We start from the raw sequence: 18,015 nt of genomic DNA, 5'->3' as shown, positions 1-18,015 counted from the left end.
CACCAACCACCTCATCAAAGGCAGCCCCGTCAGCAGCAGGCGAAGTGGTGGGCGATTCATTCATGACCCAAGTCAACCACCAACCACTGACATTCACTCAACAAATCAGGCCCATAACGACCCCCACAGAAAAGAATCTCAAAATTCTTTTCGACACCCGACCCGCAGACCCCCCAACCCGCACCCGGGCACGAAAAAGCCGCCGACCAGAGTGATCTGATCGGCGGCCGGAGAAACGTGAAAAGCTACGCCTGAAGCGAAGCCTGCAGGTCGATGGTGATGGTGACGTCGTCGCCGACGAGAACTCCGCCAGCTTCGAGCGGAGCGTTCCAGTTGACACCGAAGTCGTTGCGGTTGATGACCGTCTTGGCGGTCAGACCGAGCTTGTAGTTGCCGTAGAGGTCGTTGCCGAAGCCGCCGAACTCGACGTCGAAGACGACCGACTTGGTGACGCCCTTGATGGTCAGGTCACCCGTGACCTCGAGGTCGTCTTTCTTGGGTGCGACGCTCGTCGAAACGAACGAGAGGGTGGGGAACTCGGGAGCGTTGAAGAAGTCGTTGGTACGCAGGTGGCCGTCGCGGTTGGCGTCACCGGTGTTGATCGACTCGACCTCGGCGGTGGCGGTGAGCTTGGTGTCGAGGGGGCTCTCGCCGGTCACAAAGGTGGCGTCGAACTTCTCGAATTTGCCCTTGACCTTGCTGATGAGCAGGTGGCGAACACTGAAGGAGACCTCGCTGTGTGAGGGGTCGATGGTCCAGGTGCCAGCTTTGTGTCCGGGGATCTCGTACGTGTCGGTCATGATTTCTCGTTTCTCGAAGACATTACTTGTAGATACAACGTTACTTCATACAAATGCATCAAGGCAAAACTTTATTCCGCAAGTGAGAACATTTGGTTATGGCTAATACAACTACACGTGTCGACTTCTGGTTCGATCCCTCGTGCCCGTGGGCATGGATGACAAGCAGATGGGTCGACGAAGTCGCCTCTCATCGTGACCTCGATGTCAACTGGCACATCATGAGTCTGGCGATTCTGAACGAGAACAATGATGTTTCTGAGAGTTACCGCGCCTTCTTCCCGCGGGCCCTTCGATACGCCCAAGTAGTCGCCGCGGCCAAGGAGTTACACGGTGACGGTGTGGTGAAGCCGCTGTACGACGCACTCGGAACGCGCATCCATCTTCAGCAACGCACCGACGTCGATGCTGTGATCAGCGAGGCCTTGGCCGAGGTCGGCCTTCCTGCCCAGCTGATTCAGGATGCCCCGGCCGACCCCGAAGCGAACCCATATCGTTTCGACGACGAGCTGCGCGCGTCGCATTTCGCGGGAATCGATCTCGTCGGGCAAGACGTCGGTACGCCGGTGATTGCGGTGAATGGGGTCGGATTCTTCGGCCCGGTCATCTCTCCTGCCCCGAAGGGCGAGCAGGCGCTGGCTTTGTGGGACGCCGTGGTCGCCGCAGCGAACTACGACGGCTTCTTCGAGCTGAAGCGCAGCCGTACCCGCGAGCCGATTTTCGATTGAGAGACGAAACACGCATCGGCGGGTCAGATGCACGCATTCGGTGAATCTGCAGTGCCTTACCTGCATTTTGCGCGATCGTCACATAGCGTAGGGGCATGATTCGTTCGGCGCGCCTCGTTGTGGGGGCTGTGCTGGTTGTCGCCGCAAGCCTCGCCTCGCCTCTGACGGCGGCCGCAGGGTCGGCTCCGACCGGCGTTGTCAGCGCGCAGCCGAGCAGCGGGGCATCCGGTGCCGCAGGGCAGTTCACGGCGGTGCGCACCGACTACCCCAGCTGGAATGACGTGAACGCCGCGAAGCAGAATGAGGCGGCGAAGCAGGCCGAGGTGAGCAACATCACAAGCCTGCTGTCGGGCCTCGAGGCCCAGGCGGCCCAGCTGGGTGACGAAGCAGTGAAGAAGGGCAACGAGTATCTCATTGCTCAGTCTGCGCTGCAGGCCGCAACGCAGGTGGCGGCCGATGCCACGACGAGGGCCTCTGATGCAGTGAAGAAGGCTGCCGCGGCGAAGAAGCAGTTCGGGCAGCTGACTGTCGAGCTCTACCGTTCGGGCGGCAACCAGAGCGCGAGTCTGCTGCTGAGCGGGCAGAAGGCCGATTCTCTGTTGTACCAGCTCGGCGCGATGAGCAAGCTCACCGAGCAGTCGGCCCAGCTGAACGAGCTGGCCACGAGCACGCAGAACCAGGCCGCGGCGCTGAACGCGCAGGCCGGTGTCGCCGAGTCAGCCCGAGCCACACTCGCCAGCGCAGCCCAGCAGGCCGCCGCCGATGCGCAGGCAGCCCAGGAAGCGGCCGATGCGCAGGTGGTCGACCAGAAGGCGAAGAGCGACGTACTGTACGCCCAGCTCGCAACGCTTCAAGACACGACGGCTCAGGTCGAGGAGTCGTACCGGCAGGGCCAGGCGGCGGCTGCGGCCGCCGCAGCCCAAGCCGCTGCTGCAGCCGCGGCCGCCGCAGCGGCAAGTGCGGCCTCGAGCTCGTCAGGTTCGGGCGGCGGAGGCAACAGTGGCGGCAGTAGCGGCGGCAGTAGTGGCGGCAGCGACAGCAGCGCGGGCCTTCCGCCCGGCTCGGTTGTCGTCGACACAGCGGGAGCCAAAGCGTACGCGCAGGGCCAGGTTTCGGCGCGCGGCTGGGGTTCAGACCAGTTCGCGTGCCTCGTGAACCTGTGGAACCGCGAGTCGGGCTGGCGAGTGAACGCTTACAACCAAGACGGCGGTGCGTACGGTATTCCGCAGTCGCTGCCGGGCAGCAAAATGGCGTCGGCCGGCTCTGACTGGCGCACGAACGCGCAGACGCAGATCAACTGGGGCCTCGACTACATCACGAGGTCGTACGGCACTCCCTGCGGGGCCTGGGCGCACTCACAGAACACCAACCCGCACTGGTACTGAACCGCTCAGGCGGGTTTGTCGAACACGTCGTTCAGCGTCACCGGTTGAAGCCCACGGCTCCGGATGATCTGCTCCAGCTGCCCGAAGACCTCCGTCACCGGTAAGAAGTTGAGGTGCCCGATGACGATGTGCTGCGGCAGAAACCACTGTGTGGCGAAGTCGACGACCTGCTGATCGGTGATGAGCCCGGAGTCGGAGAGCGATCCGTACCAGAGCACCGGTGTCGTGTAGCCGATCGAGGCGGCGAGACGGTCTGTACGGTGGTTGCGGTACCCGTAGGGCGGTCGGTAGTAGGGCCGGGCATCCACCCCGAAGGTCTTCTCGATGAAGTCGTGATTCTTCTGCAGTTCGGCGATGACCTGGTCGTCAGAGAGCGAGGTGAGGTCGGCGTGGCTGAAGGTGTGGTTGCCGAGTTGAATCTGGCCGCTCTTCACGAGGGGCCGCAGCAGGTCGGCGTGGGTGCTCCAGCCGTCGTAGGTTGCGTTCAGAAAGAACGTGAGGCGCATGCCGGTCGCCTTGGCGAATTCGATGTATTTCTGAATCACTTCGCTGCTCGAGCCGTCGTCGACGGTCCACGCGAGCAGTTTGCCGTCGCCGGGCAGGTCGGTCATGACGCCGTCGGGAATGGCCACCTTGGTGAGGCTCGGAGCCGAGAACGGCGGCGGGAGTGTCGAGGTGGGGGTAGGGGTAGGCGTGGGCGTGACGATCGGTTTGGGCGGCACCGTCGGTGCCGGCGTGAGCGTTGCTGCAGTCGTCGACGAGGGCCCGGCAGAGGGCAGACCGAGAGTATCGGGGCTCCCCGCACAGGAGGTGAGAAAGCCAACTGCCCCCACGGCAGTTAAGCTCAGGAATGTTCGCCGTTGCACGACTTCACCGTAGCGTCTGGGAGTTTTCTATGTACGAGGCTGAAACCCCCATTACGGGGGGTGCACCTGAAGGCGTGCCGCGAAGTATGCCATCTGACAGAAGATTCGGTGCAGTCGCGAGCGCCCTCGTCGCCGCCTGCCACCCCGGCCCCACCGCCGCGGTCACGCTGCTCGCCGTGGTGCTCGGTATTGCCACTGGGCTCTCGCCGCTTGGCGTTCTGCTGGTAGCTGCCGCCATTCTCGCGGGGCAGCTGGCCATCGGATGGTCGAATGACTGGCTCGACGCGCGCCGCGACATCGAAGTGGGGCGCACCGACAAACCCGTCGCCACGGGAGCGATCTCAGCGTCGACCGTACGCACGGCGTTCATCGTGTCTGCGATGGCCGTCGTTGCGCTCAGCCTGCTGCTGGGGCCACCCGCCGCGGTGGCGAGCATCGTGCTGGCCGTGTCGGGGCTGAGTTACAACGTGCTTTTCAAGAAGACGGCGCTCTCCGGCCTGCCATACGTCGTGAGTTTCGGATTGCTTCCGCTCGTCGTGACGCTGGCAGCACCGGGCGCACCGATCGCTGCCTGGTGGGTCGTTGCCACCGGGTCACTGCTCGGGCTGGGTGCGCATTTTGCGAATGTGCTGCCCGACCTCGCCGACGACGCCGCGACCGGGGTGCGCGGGTTGCCGCACCGAATGGGAAGAACCGCATCGGGCCTGTCAGCGTTCGGCGCGTTGCTGGGCGCCTCGGCGCTGGTGGCGTTCGGAGCGACCCTGACAGACCCCAGCCTGCCGCCTTCAGTGGTCGGGCTGGTGGGCTTCGCCGTCGGCGTGGTGCTCTCGGCGGTCGGGGCGTGGCTGGTGCTCACGAAGCCGCCAGGCCGCCTGCTGTTTCAGCTCATCATCGCGAGCGCGTTGGTCGACGTACTGCTGCTGGCGCTCAGCGGTTCCCGCGTGATCGCGTAGCGCGGCTCCGCGGCTTCGCGGCCTCCGGATGCCCGTGCTCCGGTGTCGCGCGGCACGAACCCTCTCGTTTCAGAGCCGACTCAGAGCCGGCTCAGAGCCGGCTCACGCCCGTCACCCGCACGACCGCCACGCCCTGTTCGGCCGATTCGGCGAGGTCGACTTCGGCGTCGATGCCCCAGTCGTGGTCACCGGCGGGGTCGTCGAACGTCTGCCGCAGAACCCAGACGTGCGGGCCCTCTGTGACGGTGAGCATGCTGGCGCTGCGGGCGTCACCGGCCGTGCCGATGGAGTCGTGCTCGGCGTAATAGCCGTCGAGGGCATCCGCCCACTGGTCGCGACTGAAGCCGAGCGGTGAATCGAGTTCGCCCAGGTCGTCGACCTTGTCGAGCGCGGCGAACTGAACTCGCTTGAACAGCTCGTTGCGAACCAGGATTCGAAAGGCGCGCAGGTTCGAGACCACGCTGCGCGGCGCGGGCGGCAGCACAGCGGTGACCCCGCGGCCGTGCGACGCCACCAGGTCGGCCTCGCCCTGCACGTCGGTGGGGTTCGTGAGCTCTTCCCACTCGTCGAGCAGGCTCGAGTCGACCTGGCGCACCAGTTCGCCCAGCCACTCGATGAGGTCGAGCAGGTCTTCGGTCTTCGCCTCGTCGGGGATGGTCGCCCGGGCAGCCTTGAAGGCGTCGGAGAAGTACCGCAGCACGAGCCCTTCCGACCGGTTCAGCTTGTAGTAGCCGATGTAGTCGTTGAAGGTCATCGCGCGTTCGTACATGTCGCGAACAACCGTTTTCGGGCTGAGCTCGAAGTCGCCGACCCAGGGTTGAGAGGCCTTGTAGATCTCGAAGGCCGCGTCGAGCAGCTCTTCGAGGGGTTTGGGGTGGGTGATCTGGTCGAGCAGTTCCATACGCTGGTCGTACTCGATGCCCTCGGCCTTCATGGCGGCGACGGCTTCACCCTTCGCGGCGAACTGTTGGGCCGAGAGAACGGGGCGGGGGTCATCCAGAGTCGCCTCGAGCACAGAGACCATGTCGAGGGCGTAGGTGGGCGAGTCGGTGTTGAGCAGGTCGAAGGCGGCGAGCGCGAACGGTGACAGCGGCTGGTTGAGAGCGAAGTTGGGCTGCAGGTCGACGGTCAGCCGGATGCCCACGTGGCCGTTCTCGTCGGGCGGCAGCTGCTCGACGATCTCGGCCGTGCGCAGCGTTCGGTAGATGGCGAGGGCCTGGCGCTCGAGTTCGAGCTGGCGGCTGCGCGGCTCGTGGTTGTCTTCGAGCAGCGAGCGGGTGGCGGCGAATGCGTCTGACTTTCCGTCGCTGCCGTGGCCGCGGCCGATGATGTTCAACAGCATGGCGTGGTTGATCTGCATGCTCGACGTGAGGGTCTCGGGTTCGGCCGCAATGAGGCGGTTGAAGCTCGGCTCGCCCCACGAGACGAACCCCTCTGGCGCACGCTTCTTGACAACCTTCTTCAGCTTCTTCGGGTCGTCGCCGGCCTTCGCGATGAGCCGGGCGTTCTCGGTCTCGTGTTCGGGGGCCTGCGCCACCACGGTTCCGGCTGTGTCGAACCCGGCACGGCCCGCCCGGCCGGCGATCTGGTGAAACTCGCGGGCAGTGAGCTGACGGGTTCTCGTGCCGTCGTACTTGGTGAGGGCGGTGAGCAGCACGGTTCTGATCGGCACGTTGATGCCGACGCCGAGCGTGTCGGTGCCGCAGATGACCCGCAGCAGGCCCTGTTGGGCCAGTTGCTCGACCAGGCGACGGTACTTCGGCAGCATGCCGGCGTGGTGCACGCCGATGCCGGCCCGGATGAGCCGCGAGAGCGTACGCCCGAAGTTCGTGGTGAACCTGAACTCACCGATGGCGTCGGCGATCTGGTCGCGCTGTTCACGGCTGACGATCTTGAGGCTCGAGAGGGCTTGGGCGCGCTCGAGTGCCGCGAGCTGGGAGAAGTGCACGATGTAGATGGGCGACTGGCCCGTGTTCAGCAGGTCTTCGACCGTCTCGTGCACGGGTGTCGTGGCGTAGTAGTAGTTGAGCGGAACCGGCCGCTCAACCCCCGTGACCACCGCGGTCTCGCGGTCGGTGCGGCGCGTGAGGTCTTTCGAGAGCCAACTCACGTCGCCGAGGGTCGCCGACATGAGAATGAACTGCACGTCGGGCAGCGTGAGCAGGGGAACCTGCCAGGCCCAGCCGCGCTCGGGGTCACTGTAGAAGTGGAACTCGTCCATCACGACCTGATCGACCGGCGCATCTGCGCCGTGCCGCAGGGCGATGTTGGCGAGAATCTCGGCCGTGCAGCAGATGATGGGTGCGTCGGGGTTCACGCTCGAGTCGCCGGTCACCATGCCCACGTTCGCGGGGCCGAAGATCTCGACCAGGGCGAAGAACTTCTCGGAGACGAGCGCCTTGATGGGCGCGGTGTAGAAGGTGCGGCGGCCGTCGGCGAGGGCCGCGAAGTGGGCGGCGATGGCCACGAGCGACTTTCCTGTGCCCGTCGGGGTGCTCAGGATGAGGTTGGCTCCCGAGACGATCTCGATGATCGCCTCTTCTTGCGCCGGGTAGAGCGTGAGGCCGCGGGAGGCGCTCCACTCGGTGAAGCGTTCGAAGAGCAGGTCGGGGTCGGCGCTGGCCCCCGCAGCGGGCACGTCGGGGAGGTAGTTGACCAGAGATGCGAGGGGGGTGGGGAGGGCATCCGTCATGCTTCGATCATGCCCTACCTCAGATAAGATGTAGCTACAACCATTTCAGCAGAGGCCCGCACATGCAGCTCAGTTTTCTCTCGTTCGTTCCGAACCACGGTGGGCCGCGCGGCGCGGCCGCCTCGCTCGCTGACGGCGTGCGCCTCTTTCAGACCGCTGAGCGCGAAGGCTACGACACCGGCTGGGTGCGCGTGCGGCACTTCGAGCCGTACCTGTCGAGCCCGATGGTCTTTCTGTCGGCCGTCGCACAGCGCACGAGTTCCCTGCACTTCGGTACCGGCGTGCTGCCCATGCGGTACGAAGACCCCATCCGCGTGGCCGAAGACGCCGCAACGCTCGACCTGATGAGCGGCGGGCGGCTCGAACTCGGGCTCTCGAGCGGTATTCCCACCCAGTCGATGCTCGACCCGGTGTTCGGGCCGAGCGAACTGAGCTTCTCGGCCGAGGCGCAGAAGCGTGCGTTGCGACTGCGCGCGGTACTGGCCGGCGATGCACTCATCAACAGCGGTGAGGGGTATATGAGCATTCCGCCGCACACCGACCTCACTCTGTCGCCGCCCGTTCCCGGGCTCGCCGAACGGCTCTGGTACGGCTCAGGAACGGTCGCCGGGGCCCGGCGCACCGGAGCACAGGGGTTCGACCTTCAGGTCTCCACGCTGAACGGCGAAGAGACGGGCGTCTCGTTCGACGAGGGCCAACTGCAGCAGATCCTGGCGTACAAAGAGGCGTTCGCCGCCGGGCAGGCCGCCGGAACCATTTCGGCCGCCCGCGTGCCGCGCATCGCCGCGGGCCGCATCATCGTGCCGCTGCTGACCGACGAAGACCGGGCCGTGCACCGCGAGTTCATCGAAGGCTACGAGTCGGGCATGGGTGCCGACGGGCGCCCGCTCGACCCGCGCGTTCCGCTGCGGTTCAGCCGCATTCTGGCGGGCCACCCCGACGAGATCGTGGATGCCCTCCTGGCCGACCGCGCGCTCCCCCACGCCAGCCAGCTGATGGTCACCCTGCCCGCGAACGGAGCGGTCGCCTCGCACGAACGCATTCTGCGCATCGTGCGGGAGCGCATCGCGCCGGCGCTGCTGCCGGTGCTCGCCTGAGCGCTGCTGCTGCCCACCGCCAGCCTGCCTACCTGCCACCACGGGCGGGTAGCATTGATGTGCCCATGACTCAGAACACTTCGCCCCCTACAGCCGCGCCCACCGAAGGCTCCTCGACGGCGCCCACGACGGTGTCCACGACCGGCGGCATCGACCCCGCCGAGCTCGCAACGGCCCTCCGCGTACTCGCGAGCCTGCACGAGCTCGACGACGAGCATCCCGATTTCGTCACCGTGCGCCAGGCCACCGCGAAGATGTTCAAGTCGGTCAAGAAGAACCGGCGCGATGAGAAGCGCGACGCCATCGCGAGCGCCGACCGCAGTGTCATCGCCGCCACCGCAACGGGCGCCCCCGACCGCATCGACGACGAGACGCGCGGCATTCCGCTCGCCGCCATCACCGCCGCACCCACCGTGGGCACGCTCATCAAGTCGCGCCCCTGCTACATCTGCAAGCAGCACTACACGCAGGTCGACGCCTTCTACCACCAGCTCTGCCCCACCTGCGCAGCGATGAGCCACACGAAACGGGATGCCCGAACCGACCTCACCGGCAAACGTGCCCTGCTCACCGGCGGTCGCGCCAAGATCGGCATGTACATCGCCCTGCGATTGCTGCGCGACGGGGCGCACACCACCATCACCACGCGCTTTCCCCGTGACGCGGTGCGGCGGTTCGCCGGGCTACCCGACTCGGCCGAGTGGCTTCACCGACTCACCGTGGTGGGCATCGACCTGCGTGACCCGGCCCAGGTCATCGGCCTGGCTGATGCCGTGGCTGCTGCAGGGCCGCTCGACATTCTCATCAACAATGCTGCGCAGACCGTGCGGCGTTCGCCCGGGTCGTACGCTCCGCTCGCCGAAGCCGAACTGTCGCCGCTGCCCGACGGGCCTCTGCCCGCGATGATCACGTTCGGCCATACGAACGATGCGCACCCGCAGGCCCTTGCGGCGTCGGTGGCATCGCACCCGTTGCTGAAGACGGCCACCCTCACGGGGGTTCCGCTGAACGCCGACGAGCTGACCTCGATGGCCCTGGCCGCCGGCTCGTCGTCGCTCGAGCGGCTCGCTGCGGGAACCGCGATCGACGCGGGCGGGCTCGTACCCGACCTGCACGACGAGAACAGCTGGACCCAGGCCGTTCAAGACGTCGACCCGCTCGAGATGCTCGAGGTGCAGCTCTGCAACACGACGGCACCGTTCCTCCTGGTGTCACGACTCAGACCGTCGATGGCGACAGCCGCCGCGGCTGCCCGCTCTGAGCGCGCCTACGTGGTGAATGTGTCGGCCATGGAGGGAGTGTTCGCGCGGGGGTACAAGGGCCCCGGGCATCCGCACACCAACATGGCGAAAGCGGCGCTCAACATGCTCACCCGCACCAGCGCCAAAGAGATGCTGACCGACGGCATTCTGATGACCAGCGTCGACACGGGCTGGATCACCGACGAGCGCCCGCACTCCACGAAAGTGCGGTTGGCAGAAGAGGGTTTTCACGCCCCGCTCGACCTTGTCGACGGCGCCGCGCGCGTGTACGACCCAGTGGTTCAGGGTGAGGCCGGCGTCGACTTGTGCGGTGTCTTCTTGAAGGACTACACCCCGTCGCAGTGGTAAGGCCGCGGCGCGTCTCGCGCTAGCTTCGGGGGCGCGGGCGCCGGGCAGCAACAGCCGCCGCGATGGCGCGCCAGCCGAGCAGGAAGACGCCGATGACGATGGTGGCCACGATGACGAAGCTCACCTCGACGCCCTGGCTGCTGACGGTGCGCAGCAGCATGCCCACGAGCACGGTGAGCAGCCAGATCGAGAGGCCGGGAAGCCGGATACCGAACGGGCGGCGCCACGCACGCGACACGGCCCAGCCCACAGCGAGGCCGATGAGGAACGGCCACCACGTGGTGAGCGTACCCGCCAGGCTGAACCCCTCGGAGTGACTGCTGCGACCGATCAGCACGAAGACGAGCACCAGAACCACGTCGAATACGGCGGCTACGACGATGTCGCGGCGCGGCGCGGGAACGCGACGGGCCACGGGAGCGGCGGGCGGTACTGGCGTGCCAGCGGAGGTGTCTGACGAGTGTGCTGACATGAGTTCCAGTCTACGGAAAGGGCGCCCGGGTGCGAGGCACGCCTGTCGACGATAACGCGCACGGGCGCCGGCCGGGCACGGGCCTCGCCTTACCTGCGTCGCTAGATGCGCAGGTCTGGCGCGCGCGTGATGCCGAACTCCACGGCGAGCGCCCTGCGAGCAGCGTGCCAGCCTCCGAGGCCGTGTACGGCGGGGCCGGGGGGCGTGGATGCCGAACAGAGGTACAGCCCCCTCACCGGTGTCTGCCAGGGGTACCGTGCCAGGGTGGGCCGCCGTATGAGCTGCCCGACGGTCGCCGCCCCCGACGAGATGTCGCCGCCCACGTAGTTCGGGTTCATGGCCTCCTCCTCGACCGAGGTGCTCGAGTGCTGCGCGAGGATCGTGTCACGAAAACCGGGAGCGAACCGCTCGATCTGGCCGATGATGGCGTTGCTCTGGTCGATGTCGGAGCCGCTCGGCACATGGGCGTACGCCCACAGAACATGACGCCCCTCCGGCGCCCGCGATGCATCGAAGGTCGACGGCTGTGAGACCAGTACGTACGGCTTGTGGGCGTGGCGCCCCGAGGCGACGGTGGCTTCGGCGCGAGCGATCTGGGCGTGGGTTCCGCCCACGTGAATGGTGCCGGCGCGGTGCAGTTCGGCATTGCTCCAGGGAACAGGGTCAGACAGGGCGAAGTCGAGCTTCGCCACAGCGTTGCCGTACCGGAAGCGGCTGAGGGCCCGGGCGTATCGAGGCGGAAGGCTGTCGCCGGCGATCGAGGCGAGCGCGCGCGGGCTCACATCGAGCAGCACGGCCCTGCTCTGCGGCAGGTCATCGAGCGAGGTGACGTCGGTGTCGGTGACGATCTGGCCGCCGTGCAGCAGCAGGTCATCCACCATCGCGTTCACGATCGATTGGCTGCCGCCCACCGGAATGGGCCAGCCCACCCCGTGCGCGTACGTGGCGAGCAGCAGGCCCGCCGCCGCGGGCGCGAGACCCGGAAGCGGCAGATTCGCGTGCGCCGACACCCCGCTGAGCAGGGCCGGCGCAACGTCGCTTTCGAATCGCAGCCCCCACAGCGGGCTACCCTGCTCAAGCACGCGTAGACCGAACTGCGCCACGAGCACAGGGTGCTGAGGCACACGCAGCAGCGACCCACCCGTGAACTGCGCGAGCTGGCGCCAGTGTTCGACCAGCGGCGCAAGCAGTCGCTTGTACGCCGGACCATCGACACCCAGCCTGCGGGCCGTCTCGTCGAGGTCGCGATACGCCAGCCCCGCCCGGCCGCCCTCGAGCGGATGACCGTAGGCCACCTCGGGCTGGCGCAACTCGACCCGCGAGGCGAGCTGAAACCGTTGAAAGAAATCTGATGCGAGGGCCATCGGATGCACGGCTGAGCACAGATCGTGCAGATACCCGGGCAGCGTGAGTTCGCCCGTTCGAGCTCCTCCGCCGATGGTCGACGCCCGCTCGTAGACCCGCACAGACAGACCAGCGCGCGCCATCGTGACGGCGGCCGCCAGACCGTTCGGGCCCGAACCGACGACGACCACATCTACCGAATCCACGTCTGTAGTATCGCCCACTTCCCGGCCAGTTCATAGGCAGGTGTCAAGCCCTTGCCCGCGTGAGGGGGCCAGTGTTCAATTAGGTTCACGCACGAAACCAAAGGAGGTTGATGTGTCTGCGCAACTGAGTGAATACTCACCTCGCAACTCACCGCACGCTACCGACATCCGCATCTGCATTCTGTCTGACCACGAATGGTGCATCTGCGACCGCCGCATTCCTGAGACCAACGCCGAGAGTGTGCTCGGATACGTCGAACTCACCGACACCTTCTACGAAGTCATGAAGCTGTCGTCTCCCCGCAACCTGCTGTACTACCCAGACTTCGAGCGTGCCATCGAATCGTTCTCGGCCGATGTAGAACCCTCGGTCACTCGACCAGTTACCTGATGCGCTCTCCCGGGGCGGTTCTCTTCGACATCGACGGAACGCTGGTCGACTCGAACTATCTGCACGTGTTCGCGTGGTCTCGCGCGCTGCTCTCGCTCGGGCATCCGGTTGACGACTGGAGAGTACATGCCGCAATCGGCATGGACTCGTCGAAGTTGCTCGAAGCACTGCTGGGCGACGACAGCGACGAGCTTGGCAGCCGCGCGAAAGACGCCCACACCGAGCAGTACTCGAAGTTCACCGACGAGTTGCGACCGTTCGAGGGCGCCCGCGAACTGCTTGCTGCCGTCTCAGCGCGCGGTGTGCGTGTCGTGCTCGCGACCAGCGCACCCGAAGACGAACTCGAGAACCTGCGGGCCGTGCTCGACAGCGACGACGCGCTCTACGCGGTCACCTCGTCAGAAGACGTCGAGACGGCGAAGCCCGAACCCGACCTGATCACTGTCGCTCTCGAGAAGGCGGGGGTTGCGGCTGGGCAAGCCGTGATGGTGGGTGACACCGTGTGGGACATCGAGGCGGCGACCCGTGCGGGCGTGCGTTGCGTAGCAGTTCTGAGTGGCGGAGTCGGGCGGGCTGCGCTGCTCGACGCGGGTGCGGTCGCGGTGTACGACGACGCGGCTGCCCTCCTCGCCGGCCTCGACGAGAGCCCGCTCGGCGCGCTCTGAGCCGAGCCTTCGATTCGGTGAGCCGCCAAATCGGTGCGACAGTCAAACGGATCGATATGCCTGCACTCGGTGCGCCTGCCGACGATTCGTCAGTAGCGTCGCAGTAGGTCGCTGCCGTTCTTAACGACCACCTCGACGTCACCGGAACCCATCAACGCGACGGCTGAGGCATAGCGCGCTGCACCACCCACAACGGTGAGCGGCACATCGGCCCACCGCACGGCTAGCCCCTCGCAGTTCACGATGCCGCTCCCGGTGCCGCTCACGGTGCCGGTGACGCTGACGTCGATCGTCGCCGGGTCGACCCGCAGCCCGCGGCCGAGCGCCTTCACAACTGCCTCCTTGCGCGCCCAGAGCACGCCGCGCATCCTCTGCATCTCGGCGTCGTCACGGCTCCGAATGCCCGCCACCTCGTTCTCCGTGAGGGCGACCTCATCGAACCCGCCGAACTCCGTCGCAGACACGAGCTGCACGTCGACGCCGACCTCCCGAGCTGTTCCGGCGTCGGCACCCGCCTCCCCCGCTGCCGGCGGAGTCGCCACCGCCCCTGCCGCCACCGCCACCGCCACCGCCACGAGGTCGTGCGAGGTCGACAGCGACACCGTGTATCCACCGGTGACGGGCAACGCTTCGCCACCGACGATCAGCCGGGGCCGACCGTGCGCTCCGCCGCAACGGGCACAGGTGAAGTCGAACGAGAACCGGCCGAGCGGCAATTCGAGCTCGGCGCTGGTCGCGAGCCTCAACAGTGCGTGGGCCGCGACGAACCTGCTTCGATCGGCAGCGTCGACCAGCAACCCGGCCCGCTCACGCTCACCGTCGCTCAGCAGGCCTTCGAACCGGCTCGTCCCGAGCCCGTCACGCGACCCACCCTGCGCCCCAGCGAGATCCCTCATGTCGGCCACGTACACGGCGACGAGAGAAGAAGTTACGGCCCGGTTCACAGAGCTGCCCCCCTCTCTGCCACCCGCTCGGCAGGCGCGGGCGTCACACGTCGATCGAAGGGCCTGCGCCGGGTTCGATGTCGAGCGCAATCATGCGATCGAACACCGCGCGCCCGCCGACCTCTACCCGAATGTCGGCCGCCACACCGACCCGCCCGTCGGCCTCGGAGACGAGCCGCGTCACGATGCGCGAGCCCCGCCCCTGCCGAATGTCGAGGCCGCGCCCGAGCAGCGCCGTGATGCGCACGGCAGCCGCACCCGTGGCCTCGTCTTCGACGATGCCCATGTCGGGTGCGAACATACGTGAGCGCAGAACGCCGTTCGGCTCGTCGACCCACGACCAGACGTAATGGTGACCCGAGGTGAAGTGCTCGGCCCGAATGGCGTCGACGGCCGCCGGGGTTTCGACGGGCACCCACTCGAATTCGGGTGCCCAGGATGCGCGGCCTGTGATCCAGGTGACCTCGCCGTCGTAACGCACGGCCACATCGCCCGCGCCCTCGGCCAGAACGGCCACCGGCAAGCCCTCGCGTGCCAGCCACCACGCTGCCCCGACGCTCGGATGCCCCGCGAACGGCAGCTCGGCGGCCGGCGTGAAGATGCGGATCACCGCGGCCACCCCGAGCGACGCGTCGCCCCGCAGGGCATCGATGAAGACGGTCTCGCTGAAGCCCAGCCGCGCCGCAATGGCCTGCTCGCGCCCGGCAGTATCAGAACTCGATCGCACGATGCCGAGTTCGTTGCCGAACGCCCCGGAGTCGTCGGTGAAGACGCGCACGACATCGATGTTGATCTGTGAAGTCATGCGCCCAGCCTGCCATAATGCGGTGACGGCAGCGCCCGCCTCGACGACGAGCGAACGTACTGCCGCACGCACATCTGGGAGGCCCTCATGACCGGGAACGGCACCGCAGCAGAACCCTGGCAGCTCGTCACGCCACCCGGGAGCTCCGCCTACACGATGTACCGCGACGATGAGGCGACACCCCCGGCCCTGGTGTGCACGGTGGGCTCGACGAAGCTCTCGTACGATGCACGCGCCATCGACGATCTGCACGCCTGGCTGGTGGAGAAGGGCGACTGGGTCGACCTGGGGGCGGCCGATGAGCAGAAGTCCGCCAAGGAGGGCACCGTCGAGGCATGGGCCCGGGCATCCGATAACCCGCTCGGTGGTTGGTACGGGCTGCGAAAAGGGTACCGGGGCCGTTTCGGCCTCTACCTGCCGCCGTTGCTCGAAGCGCTGGGGCTCGCCGAACTCACGCACGACCCCCGCAACAATCGCATGCGCGCGCGACCACCCTTCGAAAGCTGACCGAAAATGCAGGGCCAGCGGTCAGCCTGCCCGCACTAAACTCGCCTCATGGATGAGCCACTTCTCAGCTCGCTGCGCCGCGCGATCGACTCATCGCCGAACGATGTTCACCTGCGACTGCATCTCGGTCAGCTGCTGTTGAAGAGCGGGGCCGCGGCCGAAGCCATCACGATGGCGGCCAGCGTTCTGCAGCTGGCGCCCGAGAATACGGATGCTCGGCAGCTCATGACCGATGCGCTCGCTTACCCAGCGAACGTCGCGCCGAGCCCCGCGGCCGCGGTTGACCCCGAGCCTGTCCCCTCGGCTCCGATCGCGCCCACGACTGCTTCTGTGTCGGCGCCACCCGGCGCCCTTACCCCCTCGCCGTCGCCGTCGCCGTCGCCCGAAGCCGATCGCCCTGCCGCAGCTGAACCCGCGCGCACTGATCCCTCCGCCGCAGACGCGGCAACCCCTTTCGCCACTGAACACGCAACACCCGCCGCTCCCATCACGCCCCCCGACTTCGACTGGAGCGCCGCCGAGAACGACGTTCACGACCTCGCCCAGCCGATGTTCGTCGACAGCTCCCCCACCGTGGCCCCCGGCACCTCGTTCGACATCGAGCGCTCGGTGATCACCCTCGCCGATGTGGGCGGCATGAAGTCGATCAAAGACCGCCTCAACGCGGCATTTCTGGCTCCGCTGAAGAACCCCGAGCTTCGAAAGCTCTACGCCAAGAGCCTCAAGGGCGGCCTGCTCATGTACGGGCCGCCCGGCTGTGGCAAGACGTTCATCGCCCGCGCGGTGGCGGGTGAACTCGGCGCCCACTTTCTCTCGGTGGGCCTCGCCGACATTCTCGACCCGATGCTCGGCAACAGCGAGCAGAACGTGCACGAAGCGTTCGAACTGGCCCGGCGCGAGGCACCGTGTGTCATTTTCTTCGACGAGATCGACGCTCTCGGCCAGCGCCGCAGCCAGACCCGCAACAGCGCCCTTCGCGGAACCGTGAACCAGTTGCTCACCGAACTCGACGGGGTCGCAGACCAGAACGAGGGTGTCTTCGTTCTCGCCGCGACCAACCAGCCGTGGGATGTCGACCCAGCGCTTCGGAGGCCGGGCCGGTTCGACCGCACGGTGCTGGTGCTGCCGCCCGACCTCGAAGCGCGGGAGAGCATCTTTCGCTACCACCTGCAGCACCGACCGGTGGAGGGCATCGAGCTGCAGGCTCTGGCCCGGGCATCCGGGGGTCTGTCGGGAGCTGATATCGCCTACGTGTGCGAGGTCGCGGCCGAACGTGCACTCATCGACAGCGCCGCCAGCGGAACGGTGCGCATGATCACCATGGCCGACGTGCAGGGTGCACTGAAAGAAGTGGCCCCCTCAACGTCGAGCTGGCTCGACAGCGCTCGCAACGTGGTGTTGTTCGGCGACGACGACGGAACGTACGCCGAACTGAAGGCCTACCTGAAGAAAGCCAAGCGCCTGTGATCGGCGAAGACGCCGCGCTGGCCCACGCCCGCACGTACCTGTCGATCGGCAAGCCGGTCGAGGCCCTGCGAGCTCTGGCCGCACACCTCGCGACCCATCCCGACGACGACCGGGGCCTCTGCCTCGCGAGCCAGGCGCACCTCGTAGCCGGCGAACCCGCCCGGGCACTCGAGACAGCCCAGTCGGCCGCTGAACTCAGCGCTGACAACGAATGGGCGTGGCGTCTGATTGCACTGTCTCTCTCGAAACTGGGCCGGCACGACGACGCCCGGCAGGCCGCCCAGACCGCCCTCGGGCTGGCGCCGCAACTCTGGGTGACGCACGCCCAGGTGGCGCAGGTCGACATCGCGGCCCGGCACATCACCCCGGCGGCCGAAGAGGCGGCCCGGCACGCCGTCGAGCTCGCTCCCCTCGAACCCGATGCGCACCTCACAGTGGGCAACATCGCTCTGGCCAAAAGGCAGTGGGCAGACGCCGAACGGTCGTTCAGGGCGGCACTCACACTGGCACCCGAGCACGCGGCCGCACGCAACAATCTCTCGCTCGTCATGCTGCGGCAGGGGCGGGCCGGCAGTGCGGCGGCGGGGTTCGTCGACATTCTGGCGGCCGACCCCGGCTCGGCCGTGGCCGTTCGCAACCTGCGCGCGGTCGCTGCGGTGGCCCTCAGGCGCATCCACTTCATTCTCTGGGTGGCCTTCGCGGTGGTGACGGTAGCCTTCAGCGGCAACCGTGATCCGGGTGACTCGGCCGTCTACGGGCTCGTCTGGACAGACTTTCTGGCGCTCGTGGCGGTGGTCGCGGGCATCTTCGTGGTCGTCTACATCGTACGTCTCCGCCGGGCTGCGGGCGCACGATTCGCCCAGTTCGTACAGAGCGTGCCGCGCATCGATCGACTTCTCACCGCATGGGCGGGTCTGCTCGTGGCCGACTTCGCCCTGATGGTGGCCGCATGCTTCACCTCGGTCTACGTGGCCCAGTTGCTGTATCTGCTGGCCGGCGCATTTCTGGTGGCCGGCTCTCTCGTGGTCGTGGCCCGCCGCAGCCGGGCCCGAACGGCGAACTAGGCGAAACCGGGCGGGCAGA

At 66.9% G+C, this 18,015-nt stretch carries 17 protein-coding genes; 10 read left to right on the top strand and 7 right to left on the bottom strand.

Annotated elements, in window-relative coordinates:
• Positions 1 to 245 precede the first annotated feature (245 nt).
• A complete protein-coding gene (locus tag D4765_RS13260) occupies positions 246 to 800 on the bottom strand; it encodes a YceI family protein (RefSeq protein ID WP_136642779.1) in 555 nt (184 codons plus the stop codon).
• Positions 801 to 898: 98 nt separating this feature from the next.
• Here D4765_RS13260 and D4765_RS13255 point away from each other — a divergent pair, with 98 nt between their 5' ends.
• Both D4765_RS13255 and D4765_RS13250 read left to right on the top strand, forming a co-directional pair.
• Positions 899 to 1,528: a mycothiol-dependent nitroreductase Rv2466c family protein gene (locus D4765_RS13255; RefSeq protein ID WP_136642778.1), complete on the top strand. Its 630-nt coding sequence runs from the start codon at positions 899 to 901 to the stop codon at positions 1,526 to 1,528.
• A gap of 95 nt (positions 1,529 to 1,623) precedes the next feature.
• Entirely contained in the window at positions 1,624 to 2,913 is a 1,290-nt protein-coding gene (locus tag D4765_RS13250) for an aggregation-promoting factor C-terminal-like domain-containing protein (RefSeq protein ID WP_136642777.1), read from the top strand.
• Between the two features lie 5 nt (positions 2,914 to 2,918).
• Here D4765_RS13250 and D4765_RS13245 read toward each other — a convergent pair whose 3' ends face one another.
• Positions 2,919 to 3,746 carry a polysaccharide deacetylase family protein gene (locus D4765_RS13245; protein ID WP_201799318.1) on the bottom strand — a complete coding sequence of 276 codons (828 nt, stop codon included), beginning with the start codon at positions 3,744 to 3,746 and terminating at the stop codon, positions 2,919 to 2,921.
• A 119-nt stretch (positions 3,747 to 3,865) separates the two neighbouring features.
• Between D4765_RS13245 and D4765_RS13240 the strand changes: the two genes are divergently transcribed.
• Positions 3,866 to 4,732: a UbiA family prenyltransferase gene (locus D4765_RS13240; protein WP_136642776.1), complete on the top strand. Its 867-nt coding sequence runs from the start codon at positions 3,866 to 3,868 to the stop codon at positions 4,730 to 4,732.
• Positions 4,733 to 4,823: 91 nt separating this feature from the next.
• Here the strand turns inward: D4765_RS13240 and D4765_RS13235 are convergent, their stop codons facing one another.
• On the bottom strand, positions 4,824 to 7,424 hold the full coding sequence (locus tag D4765_RS13235) for a DEAD/DEAH box helicase (protein WP_136642775.1): 2,601 nt from the start codon (positions 7,422 to 7,424) through the stop codon (positions 4,824 to 4,826).
• Positions 7,425 to 7,486: 62 nt separating this feature from the next.
• On the opposite strand from D4765_RS13235, the gene D4765_RS13230 reads away from it, so the two are divergent.
• On the top strand, positions 7,487 to 8,521 hold the full coding sequence (locus tag D4765_RS13230) for an LLM class flavin-dependent oxidoreductase (RefSeq protein WP_161580444.1): 1,035 nt from the start codon (positions 7,487 to 7,489) through the stop codon (positions 8,519 to 8,521).
• Between the two features lie 65 nt (positions 8,522 to 8,586).
• The gene (locus D4765_RS13225) at positions 8,587 to 10,131 is read left to right on the top strand and encodes an SDR family oxidoreductase (RefSeq protein WP_136642773.1); all 1,545 of its coding nucleotides are present in this window, start codon (positions 8,587 to 8,589) and stop codon (positions 10,129 to 10,131) included.
• Between the two features lie 19 nt (positions 10,132 to 10,150).
• On the opposite strand, the gene D4765_RS13220 is transcribed toward D4765_RS13225, so the two are convergent.
• Positions 10,151 to 10,603: a DUF3054 domain-containing protein gene (locus D4765_RS13220; RefSeq protein ID WP_136642772.1), complete on the bottom strand. Its 453-nt coding sequence runs from the start codon at positions 10,601 to 10,603 to the stop codon at positions 10,151 to 10,153.
• Between the two features lie 101 nt (positions 10,604 to 10,704).
• Entirely contained in the window at positions 10,705 to 12,171 is a 1,467-nt protein-coding gene (locus tag D4765_RS13215; protein WP_323512940.1) for a phytoene desaturase family protein, read from the bottom strand.
• A 94-nt stretch (positions 12,172 to 12,265) separates the two neighbouring features.
• Between D4765_RS13215 and D4765_RS13210 the strand changes: the two genes are divergently transcribed.
• Both D4765_RS13210 and D4765_RS13205 read left to right on the top strand, forming a co-directional pair.
• Positions 12,266 to 12,544 (top strand): hypothetical protein, encoded by a 279-nt coding sequence (locus D4765_RS13210; protein ID WP_136642770.1) that lies wholly within the window; start codon positions 12,266 to 12,268, stop codon positions 12,542 to 12,544.
• Positions 12,544 to 13,209 (top strand): HAD family hydrolase, encoded by a 666-nt coding sequence (locus D4765_RS13205; protein WP_136642769.1) that lies wholly within the window; start codon positions 12,544 to 12,546, stop codon positions 13,207 to 13,209. The genes D4765_RS13210 and D4765_RS13205 overlap by 1 nt, the downstream gene beginning before the upstream one ends.
• A gap of 89 nt (positions 13,210 to 13,298) precedes the next feature.
• On the opposite strand, the gene D4765_RS13200 is transcribed toward D4765_RS13205, so the two are convergent.
• The gene (locus tag D4765_RS13200; RefSeq protein ID WP_136642768.1) at positions 13,299 to 14,153 is read right to left on the bottom strand and encodes a 4'-phosphopantetheinyl transferase family protein; all 855 of its coding nucleotides are present in this window, start codon (positions 14,151 to 14,153) and stop codon (positions 13,299 to 13,301) included.
• A gap of 43 nt (positions 14,154 to 14,196) precedes the next feature.
• Positions 14,197 to 14,958 (bottom strand): PhzF family phenazine biosynthesis protein, encoded by a 762-nt coding sequence (locus D4765_RS13195; RefSeq protein WP_136642767.1) that lies wholly within the window; start codon positions 14,956 to 14,958, stop codon positions 14,197 to 14,199.
• Positions 14,959 to 15,045: 87 nt separating this feature from the next.
• On the opposite strand from D4765_RS13195, the gene D4765_RS13190 reads away from it, so the two are divergent.
• From D4765_RS13190 to D4765_RS13180, 3 genes are read left to right on the top strand one after another with little or no spacing between them, the layout of a single operon-like run.
• On the top strand, positions 15,046 to 15,465 hold the full coding sequence (locus tag D4765_RS13190) for a DUF6855 family protein (RefSeq protein ID WP_136642766.1): 420 nt from the start codon (positions 15,046 to 15,048) through the stop codon (positions 15,463 to 15,465).
• Positions 15,466 to 15,513: 48 nt separating this feature from the next.
• Complete coding sequence (locus D4765_RS13185) at positions 15,514 to 16,932, top strand: AAA family ATPase (RefSeq protein ID WP_136642765.1); 1,419 nt, start codon at positions 15,514 to 15,516, stop codon at positions 16,930 to 16,932.
• Positions 16,929 to 17,996: a tetratricopeptide repeat protein gene (locus D4765_RS13180; RefSeq protein ID WP_161580443.1), complete on the top strand. Its 1,068-nt coding sequence runs from the start codon at positions 16,929 to 16,931 to the stop codon at positions 17,994 to 17,996. Before D4765_RS13185 ends, D4765_RS13180 begins: the two co-directional genes overlap by 4 nt.
• Positions 17,997 to 18,015 lie beyond the last annotated feature (19 nt).

Source organism: Subtercola vilae, assembly GCF_004923255.1.
Classification (GTDB): domain Bacteria; phylum Actinomycetota; class Actinomycetes; order Actinomycetales; family Microbacteriaceae; genus Subtercola; species Subtercola vilae.
The sequence above is the reverse complement of the archived record's forward strand: the minus strand, read 5'-3'. Positions and strand labels throughout refer to the sequence as shown.